Consider the following 16,175-nt stretch of genomic DNA (forward strand, 5'->3'; position numbering starts at 1 on the left):
GGGGAGGAATTCCTGCGGCATCGACTCCTCCCCTGCAAGGGGGAGGTGCCCAAAGGGCGGAGGGGGTATTTTATAAATTAATTATGAATACCTACTTAATAAAGGCTTTGTATTAAGAAATAAGGAAGAACAATCCCGAAAACCAGACTTTAAAAGCCTGGTTTTTTGTATACTACTTTGTTGGATAATAATTAACTTTGAAGTAGATCTCATATTACTTCTCCGCCAACTGAACCTAATTCCTTAATGTAATAGCCTTATGAGAAAAAAAATTCTTTATCAGCTTCTTACAGTAACAGCTTGTTTAGCCTTACTGGTCTTTATTCTGGCTTTTTGTCGTGATAAAGATTATTTTGATCCGAATTACACCGATCCGGTGATAAGTGACAAACCGATGGCACTTAATTTCTCTACCACACAAGATGTGAAACTAACTTTTGATAACGCTATCCCCGAAGGACTTGTTTTTACCTTTGAAATCTATGCCGATAACCCATTGGAATTGAGCGGAAACAGGAACTGGGTAAAACGTGCAGATCTTATTCCCCTTGCTGCAGGGTTTAATGTATCGGGCGAGGTTATTGAAAGAACTATTCCTGCCTATGTAAAAGAGGTCTATCTATATTCCGGTAGTCTGTTTATGCCGCTTCTTATGCATGCAACTATAAAGAATGGAATGGCTGAATTTGGTGAAGTCGACCTGTCTGTAGACCGGGGACCGATAAGTACACGAAATATACAGAACAAACAAATTGATAGATTCTTGAAGGAAAATCTCAGATATTATAATTTCAGAGAAGGAAATACAACTTATTCCGGATATAAGCCCGAACCGATTGATTTGGTAGAAGAGTTTCCTGTAACAGTTCAGAATAATATCAGCGGCTCTTTCCCGGAAGGGTTTAGGGTGAATCCTAAGTACTACATAGATGCATCTATGTATCTTAAGCCTAATTCAAGTACCGATAATTTGGTGGAAGTGTGGGTGTCGTTGGTTTATTCAAGAGCACTCTTTAATAATGCATTATGCTATTTTACTTTTAAAGGAACAAAAGAGCAACTTAGGACTTTATCGGACGAAGAAAAGAATAAGCTCAAACTTATTAATATCTTTCAGTTTGCAAAGGTGAAAAAGAGTAAATCGAGTGCATCTTTAAGAGCCGGAGATTATATTAAATTGAAATATTACAATCCGGAAACACAAACTTATGAAGATAAGTTTCCTACCGGAGTAACAATTGGCTGGATTCTATATTCAAATGGCTTTAAAGCACCGACCAGCAGACCAATCCACGGAACTGTTTATCAGGTCAATCAGTTAGATTTATTAGCACAGTGTTTTTATTCAATTCCTGAATGGAACTGGACTAAGAAAAAAGAGTATACCATCTTTTTTATGGATTCCTATAATAATAAGGAATATATCTGTTTTGGCTTTGAAGATACTAATAGGGATGGAATAGGCAACGAACCTCCGGGTGATGGCGATTGTAATGATGTGATCTTTCATGTAAGAACAGTGCCCGGTGCTACTATAGATCCTCCTCCACTTATTAATCCTATAGATGGAGAACGGCATACGGTAGAAGAAAAGAAAGGTATTCTTTCCTTTGAAGATAACTGGCCGAGAAGAGGAGATTATGATATGAATGATGTGGTGGCTGCATACACCTCCAAAATAACCTATACCCAGAGATATCGTAATTCAACTCCGGATGGTGCTTCTTTCGTATCTAAAATAGAAGATAGATTCTCCTTAATTCATTCCGGAGCTAATTATCATAACAGCTTTAAGATAAAGATAGAAGGAATCACTCTCAATAAATTAAAGTCACTCACTTTGAATGGTCAGCCATATATTCCTATTGCTAATGACGGAGGCTTTATCATAGAAGTATGCCCGTTGGTAGCTCAAGGCAGTTCTATTGGCGGAGGGGCTATTCCTCCTTATAAAAAGCTATCTCCGGAGGAATATGCACATTATGATATTGTGATGGAGTTTATTGAAGGTGCAGTTACCGAAAAGTACTTTAATACTCCGGCAAATTCGATGTCGAAAGCTCCTTATAATACTTATATATCTCCATCTCCGCATATACAGGTGCATTTGCCTAACTATCCTCCGGCTAAAGATGAGAACATGTTATCTCACGGAATGCAACTGTTTGGTACGCACGCAGATAGATCCTGGGATCTTGATTCTGACTCCTGGACAGGATATTGGTATGTAAGTGGAGCCAACAATAGTCACCCGTTTGCCCTACATTTTGATATGAGCGGTACTAATGAAACATTTGTTATACCTGCTGAACGGAAAATAATAGAATATACTTACCCCAACTTTACGAAGTGGGTAGATAGTGGATGCAAAGATTTCCTGGATTGGTACAAGCATCCGGATCCGAACGCAAAACTAACCTACAATTAGGTTAGATCTCTGGTTAAAAACGTGTGTAAAAAAGAGGGTGCCTGGAATTACTATCCGGACACCCTCTTCTTAGATATGTAGTTCGTGATTTAGTTCACTGTTACATTTTCGCAATGGTGAATCTGCATTTTCTCACCTTCCTTATTCCGGATATTTACATTCTCCATAGTAATGTCTTTACTATAAATAAATTCGGCTCCAAGTTGAGACGTAATATCTATATTCTTTAGCTTAATTCCATCAATAGGCATTTCCGGAATTCCATTAAAGAACAATGCACGACGCGCACCCGCACAAACCAAATTCTCAATATGAATATTCCTGAATGCAGGAGTTGTTTCATCTACCGGCATCGGCTCTACAACTGCCGGAATTTTTTCTCCACTTTCCAATACTTCAACTGCCGATTTTCCTCCATAATAAAGATTGAATGTAACAGGTTCCGTAGGTATATCCATCATGCTGATATTGCGAATCCAGATATTCTCCACAACTCCTCCGCGACCTCGTTTACTTTTGAAACGAAGTCCTACATCCGTTCCCAGGAAGTTGCAATTGCTGACAGATATATTACGCACTCCGCCACTCATTTCACTTCCTACTACAAATCCTCCATGACCTTTAAATACAGTACAGCCATCAATTATCACGTTTTCGCAAGGGCGTGCTCTTTTACGACCATCTTCATCCTTGCCACTCTTTATACAAATGCCGTCATCTCCTACATCGAATGTTGAATTTACGATTAATGAGTTTACGCAGGATTCCAAGTCTAATCCGTCGCCATTTTGCGAATAACTTGGGTTGCGTACCTGTACATTTTCTATCAATACATTTTCGCACATTAGTGGATGCACATTCCAAGCAGGAGAGTTCTGAAAGATAACTCCTTCCAGCCATACATTCTTACATTCGATGAGGCTCACCATAACCGGACGAAGGAAGTGGCGTACACTCTGCCATTCTTCTTCTGTTTTCAGATTGCGGGGAACATTCATATCGCTGATAGAATCTCCTTTTAAAGTTTCCGGATAAGGGAACCAGTAAGTAGGGCGTTTAAATACTCCTCCGCGTGCGATAGTTTGTTTCCATTCGCTGTCTGTTACTTTTTCGCGCTTTAAAGGACGCCAGAAATGTCCGTTCCCATCAATGGCTCCTTCTCCGGTGATGGCTACATTAACCAGGTTGCGTCCCGAAATGGGCGACTGGCAACGGCGGGTATCCAAACCTTCGAATATGGTTTCTACTAAGGGGTAAAGATCTACATCCGGAGAGAATAAGATAAGTGCTCCCTTTTCTAAATGAAGATTGATATTGCTCTTCAAAAAAATGGGACCTGTGAGCCACACACCTGTAGGAACTATTAGTTTTCCTCCTCCTTTTTCCTCTAAACTAGCAATGGCTTGAGCAAAGGCATTGGTACATAATTCCATACCATTACTGATGGCACCAAAATCTTTTAGGTTGACTTTATTTTCGGGAAATACAGGAGCTTTCACCCGAGGCATTTCAAAAGGAAGATTCTTGTATAAATACTCATAAGGATAAGACTCTTTTTGTTTACATGCACTAAACAAGAAAGTAAAACTACAGATAAACAAGAGAATGCGTTGTAATTTCATGGTTTAACTTTTGATTTTTAAATATAATACGATTTTAAAAAGGAGGAACTCCGGTACAAAAATATAGAAATACGTTCTGATGATCGTTTAATATTTGGTACAAATCTTGTATTTTTTGGTATTATTTCTACTACTTTTGCAGTATAAGAAAGATAAATGAACTTCCTGTAACAAACCATTTAGAATTGAAGAGGAATTGAAGAACCGTTTGAACATACCATTGAATAAGCTTGAAGGAGATCAATTTATAGAGATCTTTAATCTTCAGGAGGCCGATGATAGTATCTTTGAAAACTATCAACGCTATGATTTCTATCAGGTGGTTTGGTTTACTAAAGTAACAGGTGATAATACCTATTTTATAGACTTTCGGGAGTATAAGATAGAAGATAATCAGATTGTTATTGTTTTTCCGGGACAAATAGATATGCTGGATGTGCAAGGGAAAGAAGGTTATCTGTTTGCCATTCACAACGAGAACTTTTTTAATATCAACCAACACTTACAGTCTGATTACCTCAATGGTTATTCTTCGAATGTTTTTATTTCAGTGGATAACCAAACAAAGGAAATCCTGCATAAATTGATGGAGTTGATTCTGCAAGAATATAACGATTCGAATAGAATAACTCTTATGGAGAGCTATATGGAAGCTTTCTTGTTTCATGTATCTTCGCTTTTTGAAAGTAATGAGAAGATTAAAAATAAGTCTGACGAAGCAGTTGCAGAACTGATGCGTTATATTGATACTTATTTTATTTCAGAGCGTGAAACCGATTTCTATGCTGACAAATTAGGCGTTTCTAACCGGAAACTCAATGAACTATCCATCAAAGGCACCGGAAAAACAATAAAACAGCATTTGCAGGAAAGGCTTATACTTGAAATAAAGAAAGAAATTCGACTGAAAACTAAAAGCTTAAAAGAAATAGCTTTTGATCTGGGTTTTAGCGAACCTGCCTATTTTACCCGCTTCTTTAAGCAACAAACAGGTATGACTCCAAGTGAGTTTCGCGACAAATAGCCCATTTGTCCAAGAAATAGGTGGAATGATGCAACTATTCTCCGGTTCATCCTGTGTACTTTTGCGCCTAAAAAGAAAATATGAAGACTTTTACTATTACACAATGGGTTGTTATCATCATTCTTGCCCTTTTAACCGCCTTAGAACCTTTAAGTATTGATTTGTATTTACCCGGTTTTATACAGATAGCCGAAACTTTGAATACAACAACGGCCAATGTCCAGATTTCATTATCTACTTTCCTTGGCGGCTTTGCTATCGGACAGCTTTTATGGGGACCGTTAGCCGATAAATTTGGTCGTAAAAAACCTATTCTACTATCATTAGCTATCTTTATAATAGCTACCGTGGCTTGTATATATGTGCGTAATATCGAACAACTCTGGATTGCTCGTTTTATTCAAGCTATTGGCGGTTGTGGGGGAGTAGTTATCTCCCGTGCAGTGGTAACGGATTACTTTAAGAAGTCGGAAACCTTAAAGATTTATTCTATTCTGGCATTGATTATGGGAATAGCACCTATTATTGCACCGGTTATGGGGAATGGTATTCTCACTCTTTTTAGTTGGAAAGCTTTATTTGGTGTTATATTGATATTAGGAATCGGTATGTTCATCTTTACTTTATTCGGGCTGCCGGAAACACATCGCCCTGTGATTACTTCGAGCGTAAATAAAACCAATATACTTCAAGATTATTGGAGTGTTTTGCGTGTTAAGAAATTCTTTATTTATTCGCTGATTGCAGGTATAGCCAATGGAGCTTTGATGGTATATGTAGCTAACGGACCTTTTTTAATTATGGAAAAAGGAGGATTGTCTAATAATGCATTTAGTGTAATTTTTGCAGTGAATGCCTTTGGTTTAATGTTGGCTTCGTATCTCACTACTTATCTGCAAAAGCATATTCCGGTAAATAAACTGGTGAAACTGGCCGTCAGCTTTATGTTTGTTGTCAGTATCATATTATTGCTGTTGATGTATATGAATGCCAATATCTATTTTATCTTGGTTTGCCTCTTCTTCTTTGTATTCCCCATTGGAATTTTATTCCCAACCACTACCGATTTGGCTATCACTCCATTTAGTGATAACAGTGGTACGGCTTCCGCATTATTCGGTTCTATTCAATTGTTGGTAGCTTTTATATGCTCCATCATTTCAAGTGTAATGAGCGATGGTTCTGTGGTTGCGGTAGGAATTGCTTTCTTACTTTGTACATTAGCTGCTTTTATTGTTTTGTTTTTTAGAGTAGAACCCCGACAAGAACTTGCAAAAGAAACTGTGAAAAGAATGGAGTAGAGTTTGTTTTTGCAAATAAAAACGTCTATCTTGGACGACTTAATCTACTTTGTTTTACCTAAATAACCAAATTGAATCTTTTATGAAATTTTTTATTGACACAGCTAATCTGGAGCAGATACGCGAAGCTTATGAAATGGGAGTACTTGACGGAGTAACTACTAATCCGTCTTTAATGGCCAAAGAAGGTATTAAAGGTTTGGAGAATCAACGGAAACATTATATTGATATCTGTAATATTGTACAGGCGGATGTCAGTGCCGAAGTTATTTCTACAGATTATGAAGGCATGATTCGGGAAGGAGAGGAGTTGGCGGCCCTCAATCCTCATATTGTAGTAAAAGTACCTTGCATTGCCGATGGAATTAGAGCAATAAAGTATTTTACGCAAAAAGGAATCAGAACTAATTGCACATTAGTATTCTCTACCGGGCAAGCATTACTGGCAGCTAAGGCAGGGGCCACGTATGTGTCTCCTTTTGTAGGCAGGCTTGATGATATCAGTGAAGACGGAATTGCACTGGTAGGTCAGATTGTAGATATGTATCGTTATTATGGATATACTACGCAGGTATTGGCGGCATCTATCAGAAGTACTCGGCATATAATTCAATGTGTAGAAGTGGGGGCAGACGTAGCCACTTGTCCGTTAAGTGCTATCAAAGGATTATTAAAACACCCACTTACAGACTCCGGATTGCAGAAGTTTCTGGAAGACTATAAATCAATTAATGGGTAAATAAAAGGAAGGAGTTAATTTTAACTCCTTTTTTCTTAACTTCTTTTAGGATGCAAGTGAACACATTTCCCTTCTGTTCTATTTCTCTTTTGTTTCTCTTTTGTTAATTTTGTGTTCTAATTCTAACTATAATGTATATAACTTTTGCAATTCTTATCTTGTCAGTAATCTTTTTTGTACATGGCAAGATACGTTCTGATATTGTGGCACTATGTGCGCTTGCACTCCTGATTGTTTTTGGTATTCTAACCCCGGAAGAAGCTTTGACCGGTTTTTCCAGTACAGTGGTTATTATGATGGTTGGCCTGTTTGTGGTAGGTGGTGCCATCTTTAAAACCGGATTGGCTAAGATGATTAGTAGTAAGATTCTTGCAATGGCCGGAACCAACGAGTCTAAATTATTTATTCTTGTTATTTTGGCTACAGCGGGCATTGGTGCTTTTGTCAGCAATACCGGAACGGTGGCTTTGATGCTTCCTATAGTAGTGAGTATGGCTGCCAGTGGACAAATAAACAGTCGACGCTTATTGATGCCTCTTGCATTTGCCAGCAGCTTGGGAGGTATGATGACGCTGATTGGTACCCCTCCGAACTTGGTGATTGCAGAAGCATTGGAGTCTGCCGGCTATGGAAGACTGACTTTCTTTTCTTTCACTCCGGTAGGCATTGTTTGCCTGACAATAGGAGTATTGGTTTTGATTCCACTAAGCAAAATGTTTCTAACCAAGAAAGAGGATAAAGACAAGAAAAAGAAGAAGACCAAATCGCTGAAAGAGCTGGCCGGAGAATATCAATTATCTCATAACTTATATCGGGTAGAGGTAAAACCACTCTCTTTATTAGCCGGTAAAACAATAGTAGAACTGGGTATCACTCAAAACTATAATGTTAGTATCCTTGAGGTACGCCGGGTTTCAAGCTCTTCGAGAAACTTTTTCAAGACAATGAGCCAGGAGATAGCCGAAGCAAATACCTTAATCCAATCCGGAGATATATTATATATATTAGGTGAGTTTGAGAATGTTCAGAACTTTGTAGAAGCAACAAAAGTTGAACTGATAGATACTCACAAAGCAGAAGGGAAGGTAGTAAACCAAAGCGGAGAAATGGAATTTACGGAAATAGGAATTGCAGAAATTGTGTTAATGCCTAACTCCAAGCTTATTAATAAAGAGGTGAAAGACTCCGGATTCCGTGAAAATTACGGTGTAAACATACTGGGTATCCAACGGAAGCATCAATATATCCTTCAGAATTTGAAAGATGAAAAGATACACGCAAGTGATGTATTGTTGGTGCAAGGTAACTGGACTAATATTGCCCGTTTAAGTGAAGATCAATCCGAATGGGTAGTGCTTGGGCAGCCACTTGCAGAGGCTGCTAAAGTAACCTTAAACCATAAAGCTCCTATAGCAGCAGTTATCATGTTGGCTATGATTGTATGTATGGTATTCGATTTTATTCCCATTGCTCCGGTAACGGCTGTGATATTGGCCGGAATCTTAATGGTACTTACCGGCTGTTTCAGAAATGTGGAGGAAGCTTATAAAACGATTAATTGGGAGAGTATTGTGCTGATTGCTGCTATGCTTCCCATGTCATTGGCTTTAAATAAAACAGGCGCATCAGAATTGGTATCTAATACACTGGTGAATAGTTTGGGTGGATATGGACCTTATGTCCTGTTGGCAGGTATCTATTTTACTACATCCGTAATGACGATGTTTATCAGTAATACGGCAACAGCGGTACTTTTATGCCCTATCGCTTTGAATGCAGGTATGCAAATGGGGGTAAATCCTACTCCATTCTTGTTTGCTGTGGCTGTGGCTGCCAGTATGTGCTTTGCGTCTCCATTTTCAACTCCCCCCAATGCTTTGGTTATGGGCCCCGGACACTATACGTTTATGGATTATGTAAAGGTGGGTCTTCCATTACAGGTAATTATTGGGGTAGCTATGATCTTTGTGTTGCCGCTGATATTCCCCTTTTAGTGAGCGTTTAGATTCATAAAAATATAAAGCAAATATCATTGTTTTGTTGCGGCCGTCGGAAGAAATTCCCACGGCCGTTTCAATTTATTCTTGCGGCCGTTCCAAGATGTTTCCACGGCCGTGAACAAATGTTGTTACGGCCGTGGAAATTTATCATCATCTTCTTCTACTACTATTGGGTGTTATTGCTGCCTAAGATCCTTCACCCTTACCGCTTTTCCTTCGCTTTGTGGTAAAGATCCTTTCTTTACTAATTTCACTTTGGGAGTGATAAGGATTTCATCTCTCAGTTGACGGGTAATCTCTTTTCGGAGATTTTCAAGTTGGATATAATTATCGGAAGATAAGTCACTAAGTTCTACTTCAACGATCATTTCATCCTGATAATCGTGAGTAGTTAATGTGATAAGGTAATTACTTCCAAGTTCGGGAAATTGAACCAATATTTTCTCTACTTGCATAGGGAAGATATTGACTCCTTTAATGATGAACATATCGTCACTGCGTCCTTTAATGCGATCGATACGAACATGGGTACGTCCGCAAGGGCATTCACCGGGTATGATGCGAGTCAGGTCGCGAGTGCGGTAACGAATCAGCGGCATCATTTCGCGATCAAGCGTAGTTAATACCAGCTCACCGATTTCGCCTACAGGAACCGGCTTTTCGGTATCCGGATCTATAATTTCTACATAGAAACAGTCTTCCCAGAAATGCATACCATTTTGTTCTTTACACTCAAATGCTACACCGGGGCCGTTCATTTCGGACATTCCAAAGCTATTATAGGCTTTTACGCCTAACATTTGCTCTATTTTTTTGCGTTGTTCATCGGTATGTGGCTCCGCACCAACAACTAATGTGGTTAATTTAGTATCTCTGGGATCAATACCTTCTTCCTGAAATACTTCGGCTAAACGAATGGCATAACTGGGGATAGCGTGTAAAGCAGTGGTACCAAAATCGGTAATAAATTTGATTTGTCGTTTACTGTTTCCGGCAGCAGCAGGAACGGTAAGGGCTCCCAAGCGTTCGGCACCATATTGAAAGCCAAGTCCACCCGTAAACATTCCGTAACCGGAGCTGTTTTGGAATACATCTGTAGATCGCAACCCTACCATATACAAGCAACGGGCCACGAGGTTAGCCCACGAATCCAAATCATGTTGTGAATGAACTATTACGGTAGGGTTTCCGGTGGTTCCACTGGAAGAGTGAAGACGCACGGCATCTTTCATATCTCCTGCTACCAATCCGAAAGGATAGGTTTCGCGCATTTGCGCTTTTGTGGTAAAAGGCAATTTGCGAATGTCATCCAGTGTTTGAATGGAATCTGAGGTAATTCCATGTTCTTTGAAAAGTTGTTTATAGTAAGGGGAATTGGATGCTCTTTCAATTGTTTTTCTAAATCGTTGTAGTTGCAGCTCTTGCAATTTCTCACGGCTTATGACTTCTATCTCTTCTTCCCAGTAATTTGCATTCATGGTTTTAAGTTTTAGTTACAAGTTACGGGTTACAAGTTACGAGCTAATACAGAGAGTAACTCGTAACTTGTAATTCGTAACTATATTAGTTTCTCTGCTATTGCCCTTCCGGCCTCCAAAGCTTTCAGGTTCATTTCAATTATTTCTTCCCCTTTGCGTGCGAAAATATCGCTGATGCTGTCTTGAATCTTTTCATAATCGATGCCTAAAAACGGAGTAGTGGCACCCAATAAAACCATATTGGCTACACGGGCACTTCCGATTTCTTTGGCAACTTTATCTACATTCAATATAACTTTGTTAGGAAGCTTGTTAATTTCATTCATCAAATCAGCTTCGTTTGGATAAGTAGTTATATTAATAAAAGGAGTATCGTTTGTAACTAACCATCCGTCTGTACTCAGATAAGGCAGATAGCGCAATCCTTCCATTGGCTCCAGAGAAATGATCAGATCACATTTTCCGGCAGGAATTAAATCGGATGCAATGGGGCGGTCGCTGATTCGGAGGTTAGATTGTACATCCCCACCACGTTGACTCATTCCGTGTACTTCCGCTTGTTTCATATACAAACCGTCTTTCAAAGCTGCTTGACCAATGACTGTTGCAATAGACAGAATACCTTGTCCGCCTACACCTGCTAAAATAATATCTTTTTTCATTACTTTCTTTTTTTGCGTTTCAACGTTTGGATACACTCTCTACGTGGGATAAGAACAGAAACTCCATTGTAGTTTAATTCTTCCCTAATGATGGCTGCCATTTCTTCGTGATTCTTTTTCAACGGAATCATCACACGAATATGAGCAGGATCTACTCCGATACCGGTGCAAATAGCTTCCAGCTTTCCTGTTCCGGCAGAATCCTGTCCGCCTGTCATGGCAGTGGTTTCATTATCGGATATTACAATTAAAACGTTCGAATTGGCATTCACGCAATCAAGCAACCCTGTCATGCCGGAGTGAGTGAAAGTTGAATCTCCAATAACAGCTACAGACGGATAAAGACCGCCATCTGCTGCCCCTTTGGCCATAGTAATAGAGGCTCCCATGTCTACACACGAGTTAATAGCATTGAAAGGAGCGTTGGCCCCTAAGGTATAGCAACCAATATCACTGAATACTTTATGAGTAGGATATTCTTCTTTAAGTATTTGGGTTAATACAGTATATACATCGCGGTGTCCACATCCGTCGCATAATGCAGGTGGACGTGCTTCTACCAAACTTGGTATGCTGAAAGTAGAAATATTCTCTTTACCTATAGCCCGGGCTACATTGTCGGGAGTTAATTCTCCATCTTGAGAAAGAGTACCGTCTAAGCGACCTTTCACTTTAATACCTTTGCCCAGATATCCTTTAATTAATCTTTCTACAAAAGGTTGACCGTCTTCCAGAACCAGGATTTCTTCGCAAGAGTCTACCAATTGAGATAATTGTTTCTTAGGCAATGGATATTGACCAATCTTTAATACCGGATATTCGCAACCTTCGGGATAGTTTTCCATTAAATAGTTGTAACCAATGCCACAAGCTATAATTCCAAGCTTTTTGTTGGGTCCATCTATATATTTATTGTAAGGCGATTCTTCCGAAGCTTTTATAAACTCCTCCTGTTTCTTTAATAGGGCTTTGTATCTTTTGCGAGCAATACCCGGTAGCAAAATAAATTGTTTGGGATCATCACTGAAAGATAATTCATTTTGTGGCTTTTGTTCTTTGCGTTCTACTCCCGAACGAGAATGAGCTAAACGAGTTACAATACGCATTAAAATGGGTTCTCCTACTTTCTCGGAATATTCAAAACCATTGTAAACCATGTCATAAGCTTCCTGTTGGTTGCTGGGTTCGTACATCGGAATCAATGCAAAATCGCCATAGAAACGGCTGTCTTGTTCGTTTTGAGAAGAGTGCATACTTGGGTCGTCGGCTGCCAGTACAATAAGTCCGCCATTAACACCGGTTACTCCGGAATTGATAAAGCAGTCGGCAGCTACATTCATGCCTACATGCTTCATACATACAAGTGCACGCTTTCCAACAAACGACATACCTAATGCTGCTTCCATAGCTGTTTTTTCATTGGTGCACCACCGGCTGTGGATATTGGCTTCCGCAGCTTGTTTACTGTGTTGTATATACTCTGTAATTTCAGTAGAGGGAGTGCCCGGATAGGCATACACCCCACTCAACCCTGCATCGACTGCTGCTTGTGCAATCGCTTCATCACCTAAAAGGAGTTCTTTCTTCATGTTGATGTCAATTTAATGTTCTTCTATAGTTGTTATAGTGATAAACGACGCGCAAATATACTTCTTTGCTTTCTATTTATCACAAGGTTATTCAAAAATCTTTCTTTTATTCAGCGCTTCGTGATATTTCCGCGCATTTTCATTATGCTGACTGAGGGTAACAGCAAAGTTATGCTTCCCCGAAAAGTCTTCTTTGGCAGTCATGTAGAGATAAGAGTGTTTCTCGTAATTCAGTACGGCATCAATTCCTGCAATGGTAGGAATGCGGATAGGACCCGGAGGTAACCCGGTATACTTATATGTATTGTACGGAGAATCTATTTCAAGGTGTTTGAATAGAATGCGCCGAAGCTCAAAATCCTGCCATGCAAATTTTACGGTAGGGTCTGCCTGTAATAACATTCCTCGAAGTAAGCGATTCATATATAGACCTGCTACCGTTTTCTTTTCGTCATTCGCATTGGTTTCTTCGTCTACAATAGAAGCCAATGTACTGACTTGCTGAGGAGTTAAACCAATAGCTTCTGCTTTTGCCAGTCGGTCTTTGTTCCAAAATCGGTCGTGTTCCTGAATCATTCGGTTAAAGAAATCGTCAACGCTTATATTCCAGTACACTTCGTAGGTGTTAGGTATAAAAAGAGATGGTAAGGTTTCTTTGTCATATCCAATAGATTCAATAAAGGTTCTGTTGAATAGTTTATTGGCTACTTCTGTAGAATCAATCATTAGTTGGTTGCTTACATTGCGAGCCAACTTGTCAAGTGTTCTCACGCTTCCAATGGTGAGTCGGGTAGGAGTTTGGGCTCCTCCGGCTAATCGTTGATAAAGATGGTAAACATCATCACCGGGTTTAATGGCATAGCGTCCGGTACGTATATTATCCTTGTATTTTTTATATTCGGCAATCCAATGAAAGCCTTCGAATTTATGAGGATTACCCGATTCTTTTACTTTGGTATAAATAGAGTCGATGGTGTCGTCTTTATCAATATAGATATAAACGGTTTGAGAAGGATGAAACTGGGGAGCCAGTAAATAATAGTAAGCAAAACCTGCCGAAGCGCCGCCAATTAATATGGCAATACAAAATATGAGTAAGATAATTTTGGATGTTTTCTTCATTGTGTGTTTCTAAGATCTTTTATTAATGAATTCCAAAAGTAAGAAAAAATATCGGAAAACAAAGATATGGGAATTCATTCAGATTTCATTTTCCCGGATTTTATTCTTTCCTTTGCAAAAACACGATTTATGGAAGTTGTTATTGAATTACTCCTTTTGGTAAAAAGAAGACGATGGAATATTTAGATAAGTAGGTATTCAAAATTAATTCATAGTATGAGAAAGTCCCCCTCCGCCCTTTGGGCACCTCCCCCTTGCAGGGGAGGAGTCGATGCCGCAGGAATTCCTCCCCTGCAAGGGGGAGGTGCCCAAAGGGCGGAGGGGGGTAATGATATAAACTAATTATGAACATCTACTTAGAAAAGAAAAAGGAGGGATAGAAATTACACAGAGAGCGATGAATATAATGATAGGAATGTTAGTAATAGGAGGTGTTTTGTATTTAATATTAGGTCGTTTTTAGAGGAGTTTAGGGGATTATTTCAATAATTTCATTACCTTTGCACCTTGAACAATCAAGTTTATATTGTATTCTTTCGTCAAAATCGACATCAAAATCAACTTACTTGTTTATTGCTACTAGATTACGAAAAGTGTGTGACACCGTTTTCGTGATACATTATTAATTAAAAAAGAACTGCTTGCGGGCAGTAAGGAATTTATGACATTTAACGAATTAAATATTTCAGCGCCAATTATAAAAGCATTGGCTCAAAAGAAATACTTATCTCCCACACCCATTCAGGAACAAGCTATACCTGTAGCCCTGAAAGGACATGATTTGCTGGGTATAGCACAAACAGGTACAGGTAAAACGGCCGCATTTGCCATACCAATTATTCAACAACTTAATCAAACAGAGAACAGAAGTAAACACCGGAATATAAAGGCGTTAATCCTAACACCAACACGTGAATTGGCTATTCAGATTGACGAATGTTTCAACGATTATGCAGAATATACACAATTAAGACACACTGCCATCTTCGGAGGAGTAGGGCAGGGTCCTCAGGTCGATATTCTGAAACGAGGCATAGATATTCTGATCGCTACACCGGGACGTTTGTTAGATCTGATCAGCCAAAAACATATTGTTCTTAGCCATATCCGCCACTTTGTATTGGATGAAGCCGATCGTATGTTGGATATGGGGTTTATTCACGACATCAAAAAAATATTGCCTCTTTTGCCTAAACAGAAGCAGACGCTCTTTTTCTCGGCTACCATGCCACAGACCATAGCGAACCTGTCTAAATCGATCTTGAATAAACCTATAAAAGTAGAGGTTGCTCCCGTATCATCAGTAGTAGATATTATTGAGCAGAAATTATATTTTGTAGAGAAACCCGATAAAAGTAAACTTCTAATTGAGGTATTAGGGAAAGAAGAAAATAAGTCAGTATTGGTTTTTTCTCGTACCAAACACGGTGCAGATAAGATTGCACGTATATTAAAGAAACAAGGCATTGACTGTGAAGCTATTCATGGAAATAAAACACAAAATGCCAGACAACGTGCGTTAACCAACTTCCGGTCAGGCAAAACACGGGTAATTATTGCCACAGACATTGCAGCAAGAGGAATAGACGTTGCTCATTTGGAAATGGTAATCAACTACGATCTTCCGGATGTAGCGGAAACATACGTGCATCGAATTGGACGTACAGGGAGAGCCGGTAATAGCGGAATTGCATTGACTTTCTGCACTGAAGACGAAAAAGGAATGTTGAAAGATATTCAGAAGCTGACAGGAAAAAAACTGAGTGTGGTTAATCATAGTACTCATTCACCTAAAAACGTGAAAGAGTATGGCAGTAAAACTGAATCCCCAAAACAAGAGAAAAGACGGGGATATAACCCGGTCAGAAAGAACTCTGATAAAACACAAGAAGCATATAAAGGTAGAAATGTTAATGAAGAAGTGAGAACTATTAACAGAACGGTTCAGAAATATTAATCGTTGTTATAAAAGATGGTATAACGTTAGAGAATTTGGAGGATTACATAAACTCCCCTACATTTGTACTGTGTTTTTCATAGTATTAGATTTAAGGTTAACAAAAGATTGGCTGCTTGGGATAAGTAGCCTTTTTTTATATCTATATAAAACGTGTCTTATACGGGATTAGGTTGACACCCTTTTGCTGCATAATATTTTATTATTTATGCAAAAAAAAGTACATCGTTTCTACAGTGAAACATTTAAGTTG

General features: G+C 39.0%; 11 protein-coding genes. 6 read left to right on the forward strand and 5 right to left on the reverse strand.

What is annotated here, in order from left to right; translation table 11 throughout:
* Positions 1-259: 259 nt before the first annotated feature.
* Positions 260-2,428 carry an LruC domain-containing protein gene (locus tag D0T60_RS17670; protein WP_163219665.1) on the forward strand — a complete coding sequence of 723 codons (2,169 nt, stop codon included), beginning with the start codon at positions 260-262 and terminating at the stop codon, positions 2,426-2,428.
* 89 nt (positions 2,429-2,517) lie between these two features.
* Here D0T60_RS17670 and D0T60_RS17675 read toward each other — a convergent pair whose 3' ends face one another.
* On the reverse strand, positions 2,518-4,050 hold the full coding sequence (locus D0T60_RS17675; protein WP_163219666.1) for a glycoside hydrolase family 28 protein: 1,533 nt from the start codon (positions 4,048-4,050) through the stop codon (positions 2,518-2,520).
* Positions 4,051-4,246: 196 nt separating this feature from the next.
* On the opposite strand from D0T60_RS17675, the gene D0T60_RS17680 reads away from it, so the two are divergent.
* The 4 genes from D0T60_RS17680 to D0T60_RS17695 all read left to right on the forward strand — a co-directional run bounded on the left by D0T60_RS17680 (position 4,247) and on the right by D0T60_RS17695 (position 9,108).
* Positions 4,247-5,074 carry an AraC family transcriptional regulator gene (locus D0T60_RS17680; RefSeq protein ID WP_163219668.1) on the forward strand — a complete coding sequence of 276 codons (828 nt, stop codon included), beginning with the start codon at positions 4,247-4,249 and terminating at the stop codon, positions 5,072-5,074.
* 80 nt (positions 5,075-5,154) lie between these two features.
* Positions 5,155-6,375 carry a multidrug effflux MFS transporter gene (locus D0T60_RS17685; RefSeq protein WP_163219670.1) on the forward strand — a complete coding sequence of 407 codons (1,221 nt, stop codon included), beginning with the start codon at positions 5,155-5,157 and terminating at the stop codon, positions 6,373-6,375.
* A gap of 82 nt (positions 6,376-6,457) precedes the next feature.
* On the forward strand, positions 6,458-7,114 hold the full coding sequence (gene fsa, locus D0T60_RS17690; protein WP_163219672.1) for a fructose-6-phosphate aldolase: 657 nt from the start codon (positions 6,458-6,460) through the stop codon (positions 7,112-7,114).
* A gap of 131 nt (positions 7,115-7,245) precedes the next feature.
* Positions 7,246-9,108: an SLC13 family permease gene (locus tag D0T60_RS17695; RefSeq protein WP_163219674.1), complete on the forward strand. Its 1,863-nt coding sequence runs from the start codon at positions 7,246-7,248 to the stop codon at positions 9,106-9,108.
* Between the two features lie 182 nt (positions 9,109-9,290).
* Here the strand turns inward: D0T60_RS17695 and D0T60_RS17700 are convergent, their stop codons facing one another.
* From D0T60_RS17700 to mltG, 4 genes are all read right to left on the reverse strand, one after another.
* On the reverse strand, positions 9,291-10,592 hold the full coding sequence (locus D0T60_RS17700) for a phenylacetate--CoA ligase family protein (RefSeq protein ID WP_163219676.1): 1,302 nt from the start codon (positions 10,590-10,592) through the stop codon (positions 9,291-9,293).
* Positions 10,593-10,672: 80 nt separating this feature from the next.
* Entirely contained in the window at positions 10,673-11,254 is a 582-nt protein-coding gene (locus tag D0T60_RS17705; RefSeq protein ID WP_163219678.1) for an indolepyruvate oxidoreductase subunit beta, read from the reverse strand.
* On the reverse strand, positions 11,254-12,843 hold the full coding sequence (locus tag D0T60_RS17710) for a thiamine pyrophosphate-dependent enzyme (RefSeq protein WP_163219680.1): 1,590 nt from the start codon (positions 12,841-12,843) through the stop codon (positions 11,254-11,256). The genes D0T60_RS17705 and D0T60_RS17710 overlap by 1 nt, the downstream gene beginning before the upstream one ends.
* A gap of 87 nt (positions 12,844-12,930) precedes the next feature.
* On the reverse strand, positions 12,931-13,965 hold the full coding sequence (gene mltG, locus D0T60_RS17715; protein ID WP_163219682.1) for an endolytic transglycosylase MltG: 1,035 nt from the start codon (positions 13,963-13,965) through the stop codon (positions 12,931-12,933).
* A gap of 661 nt (positions 13,966-14,626) precedes the next feature.
* On the opposite strand from mltG, the gene D0T60_RS17720 reads away from it, so the two are divergent.
* Complete coding sequence (locus tag D0T60_RS17720) at positions 14,627-15,922, forward strand: DEAD/DEAH box helicase (RefSeq protein WP_163219684.1); 1,296 nt, start codon at positions 14,627-14,629, stop codon at positions 15,920-15,922.
* Positions 15,923-16,175 lie beyond the last annotated feature (253 nt).

This window comes from Bacteroides sp. 224, from assembly GCF_010500995.1.
Taxonomy (GTDB): domain Bacteria; phylum Bacteroidota; class Bacteroidia; order Bacteroidales; family Bacteroidaceae; genus Bacteroides.

Excerpts from the sequence above, each read along its gene's own strand:
- D0T60_RS17670 (WP_163219665.1), top strand. The coding sequence starts at position 260 with ATGAGAAAAAAAATTCTTTATCAGCTTCTTACAGTAACAGCTTGTTTA.
- D0T60_RS17675 (WP_163219666.1), bottom strand. The coding sequence starts at position 4,050 with ATGAAATTACAACGCATTCTCTTGTTTATCTGTAGTTTTACTTTCTTG.
- D0T60_RS17685 (WP_163219670.1), top strand. The coding sequence starts at position 5,155 with ATGAAGACTTTTACTATTACACAATGGGTTGTTATCATCATTCTTGCC.
- fsa (WP_163219672.1), top strand. The coding sequence starts at position 6,458 with ATGAAATTTTTTATTGACACAGCTAATCTGGAGCAGATACGCGAAGCT.
- D0T60_RS17695 (WP_163219674.1), top strand. The coding sequence starts at position 7,246 with ATGTATATAACTTTTGCAATTCTTATCTTGTCAGTAATCTTTTTTGTA.
- D0T60_RS17700 (WP_163219676.1), bottom strand. The coding sequence starts at position 10,592 with ATGAATGCAAATTACTGGGAAGAAGAGATAGAAGTCATAAGCCGTGAG.
- D0T60_RS17705 (WP_163219678.1), bottom strand. The coding sequence starts at position 11,254 with ATGAAAAAAGATATTATTTTAGCAGGTGTAGGCGGACAAGGTATTCTG.
- D0T60_RS17710 (WP_163219680.1), bottom strand. The coding sequence starts at position 12,843 with ATGAAGAAAGAACTCCTTTTAGGTGATGAAGCGATTGCACAAGCAGCA.
- mltG (WP_163219682.1), bottom strand. The coding sequence starts at position 13,965 with ATGAAGAAAACATCCAAAATTATCTTACTCATATTTTGTATTGCCATA.
- D0T60_RS17720 (WP_163219684.1), top strand. The coding sequence starts at position 14,627 with ATGACATTTAACGAATTAAATATTTCAGCGCCAATTATAAAAGCATTG.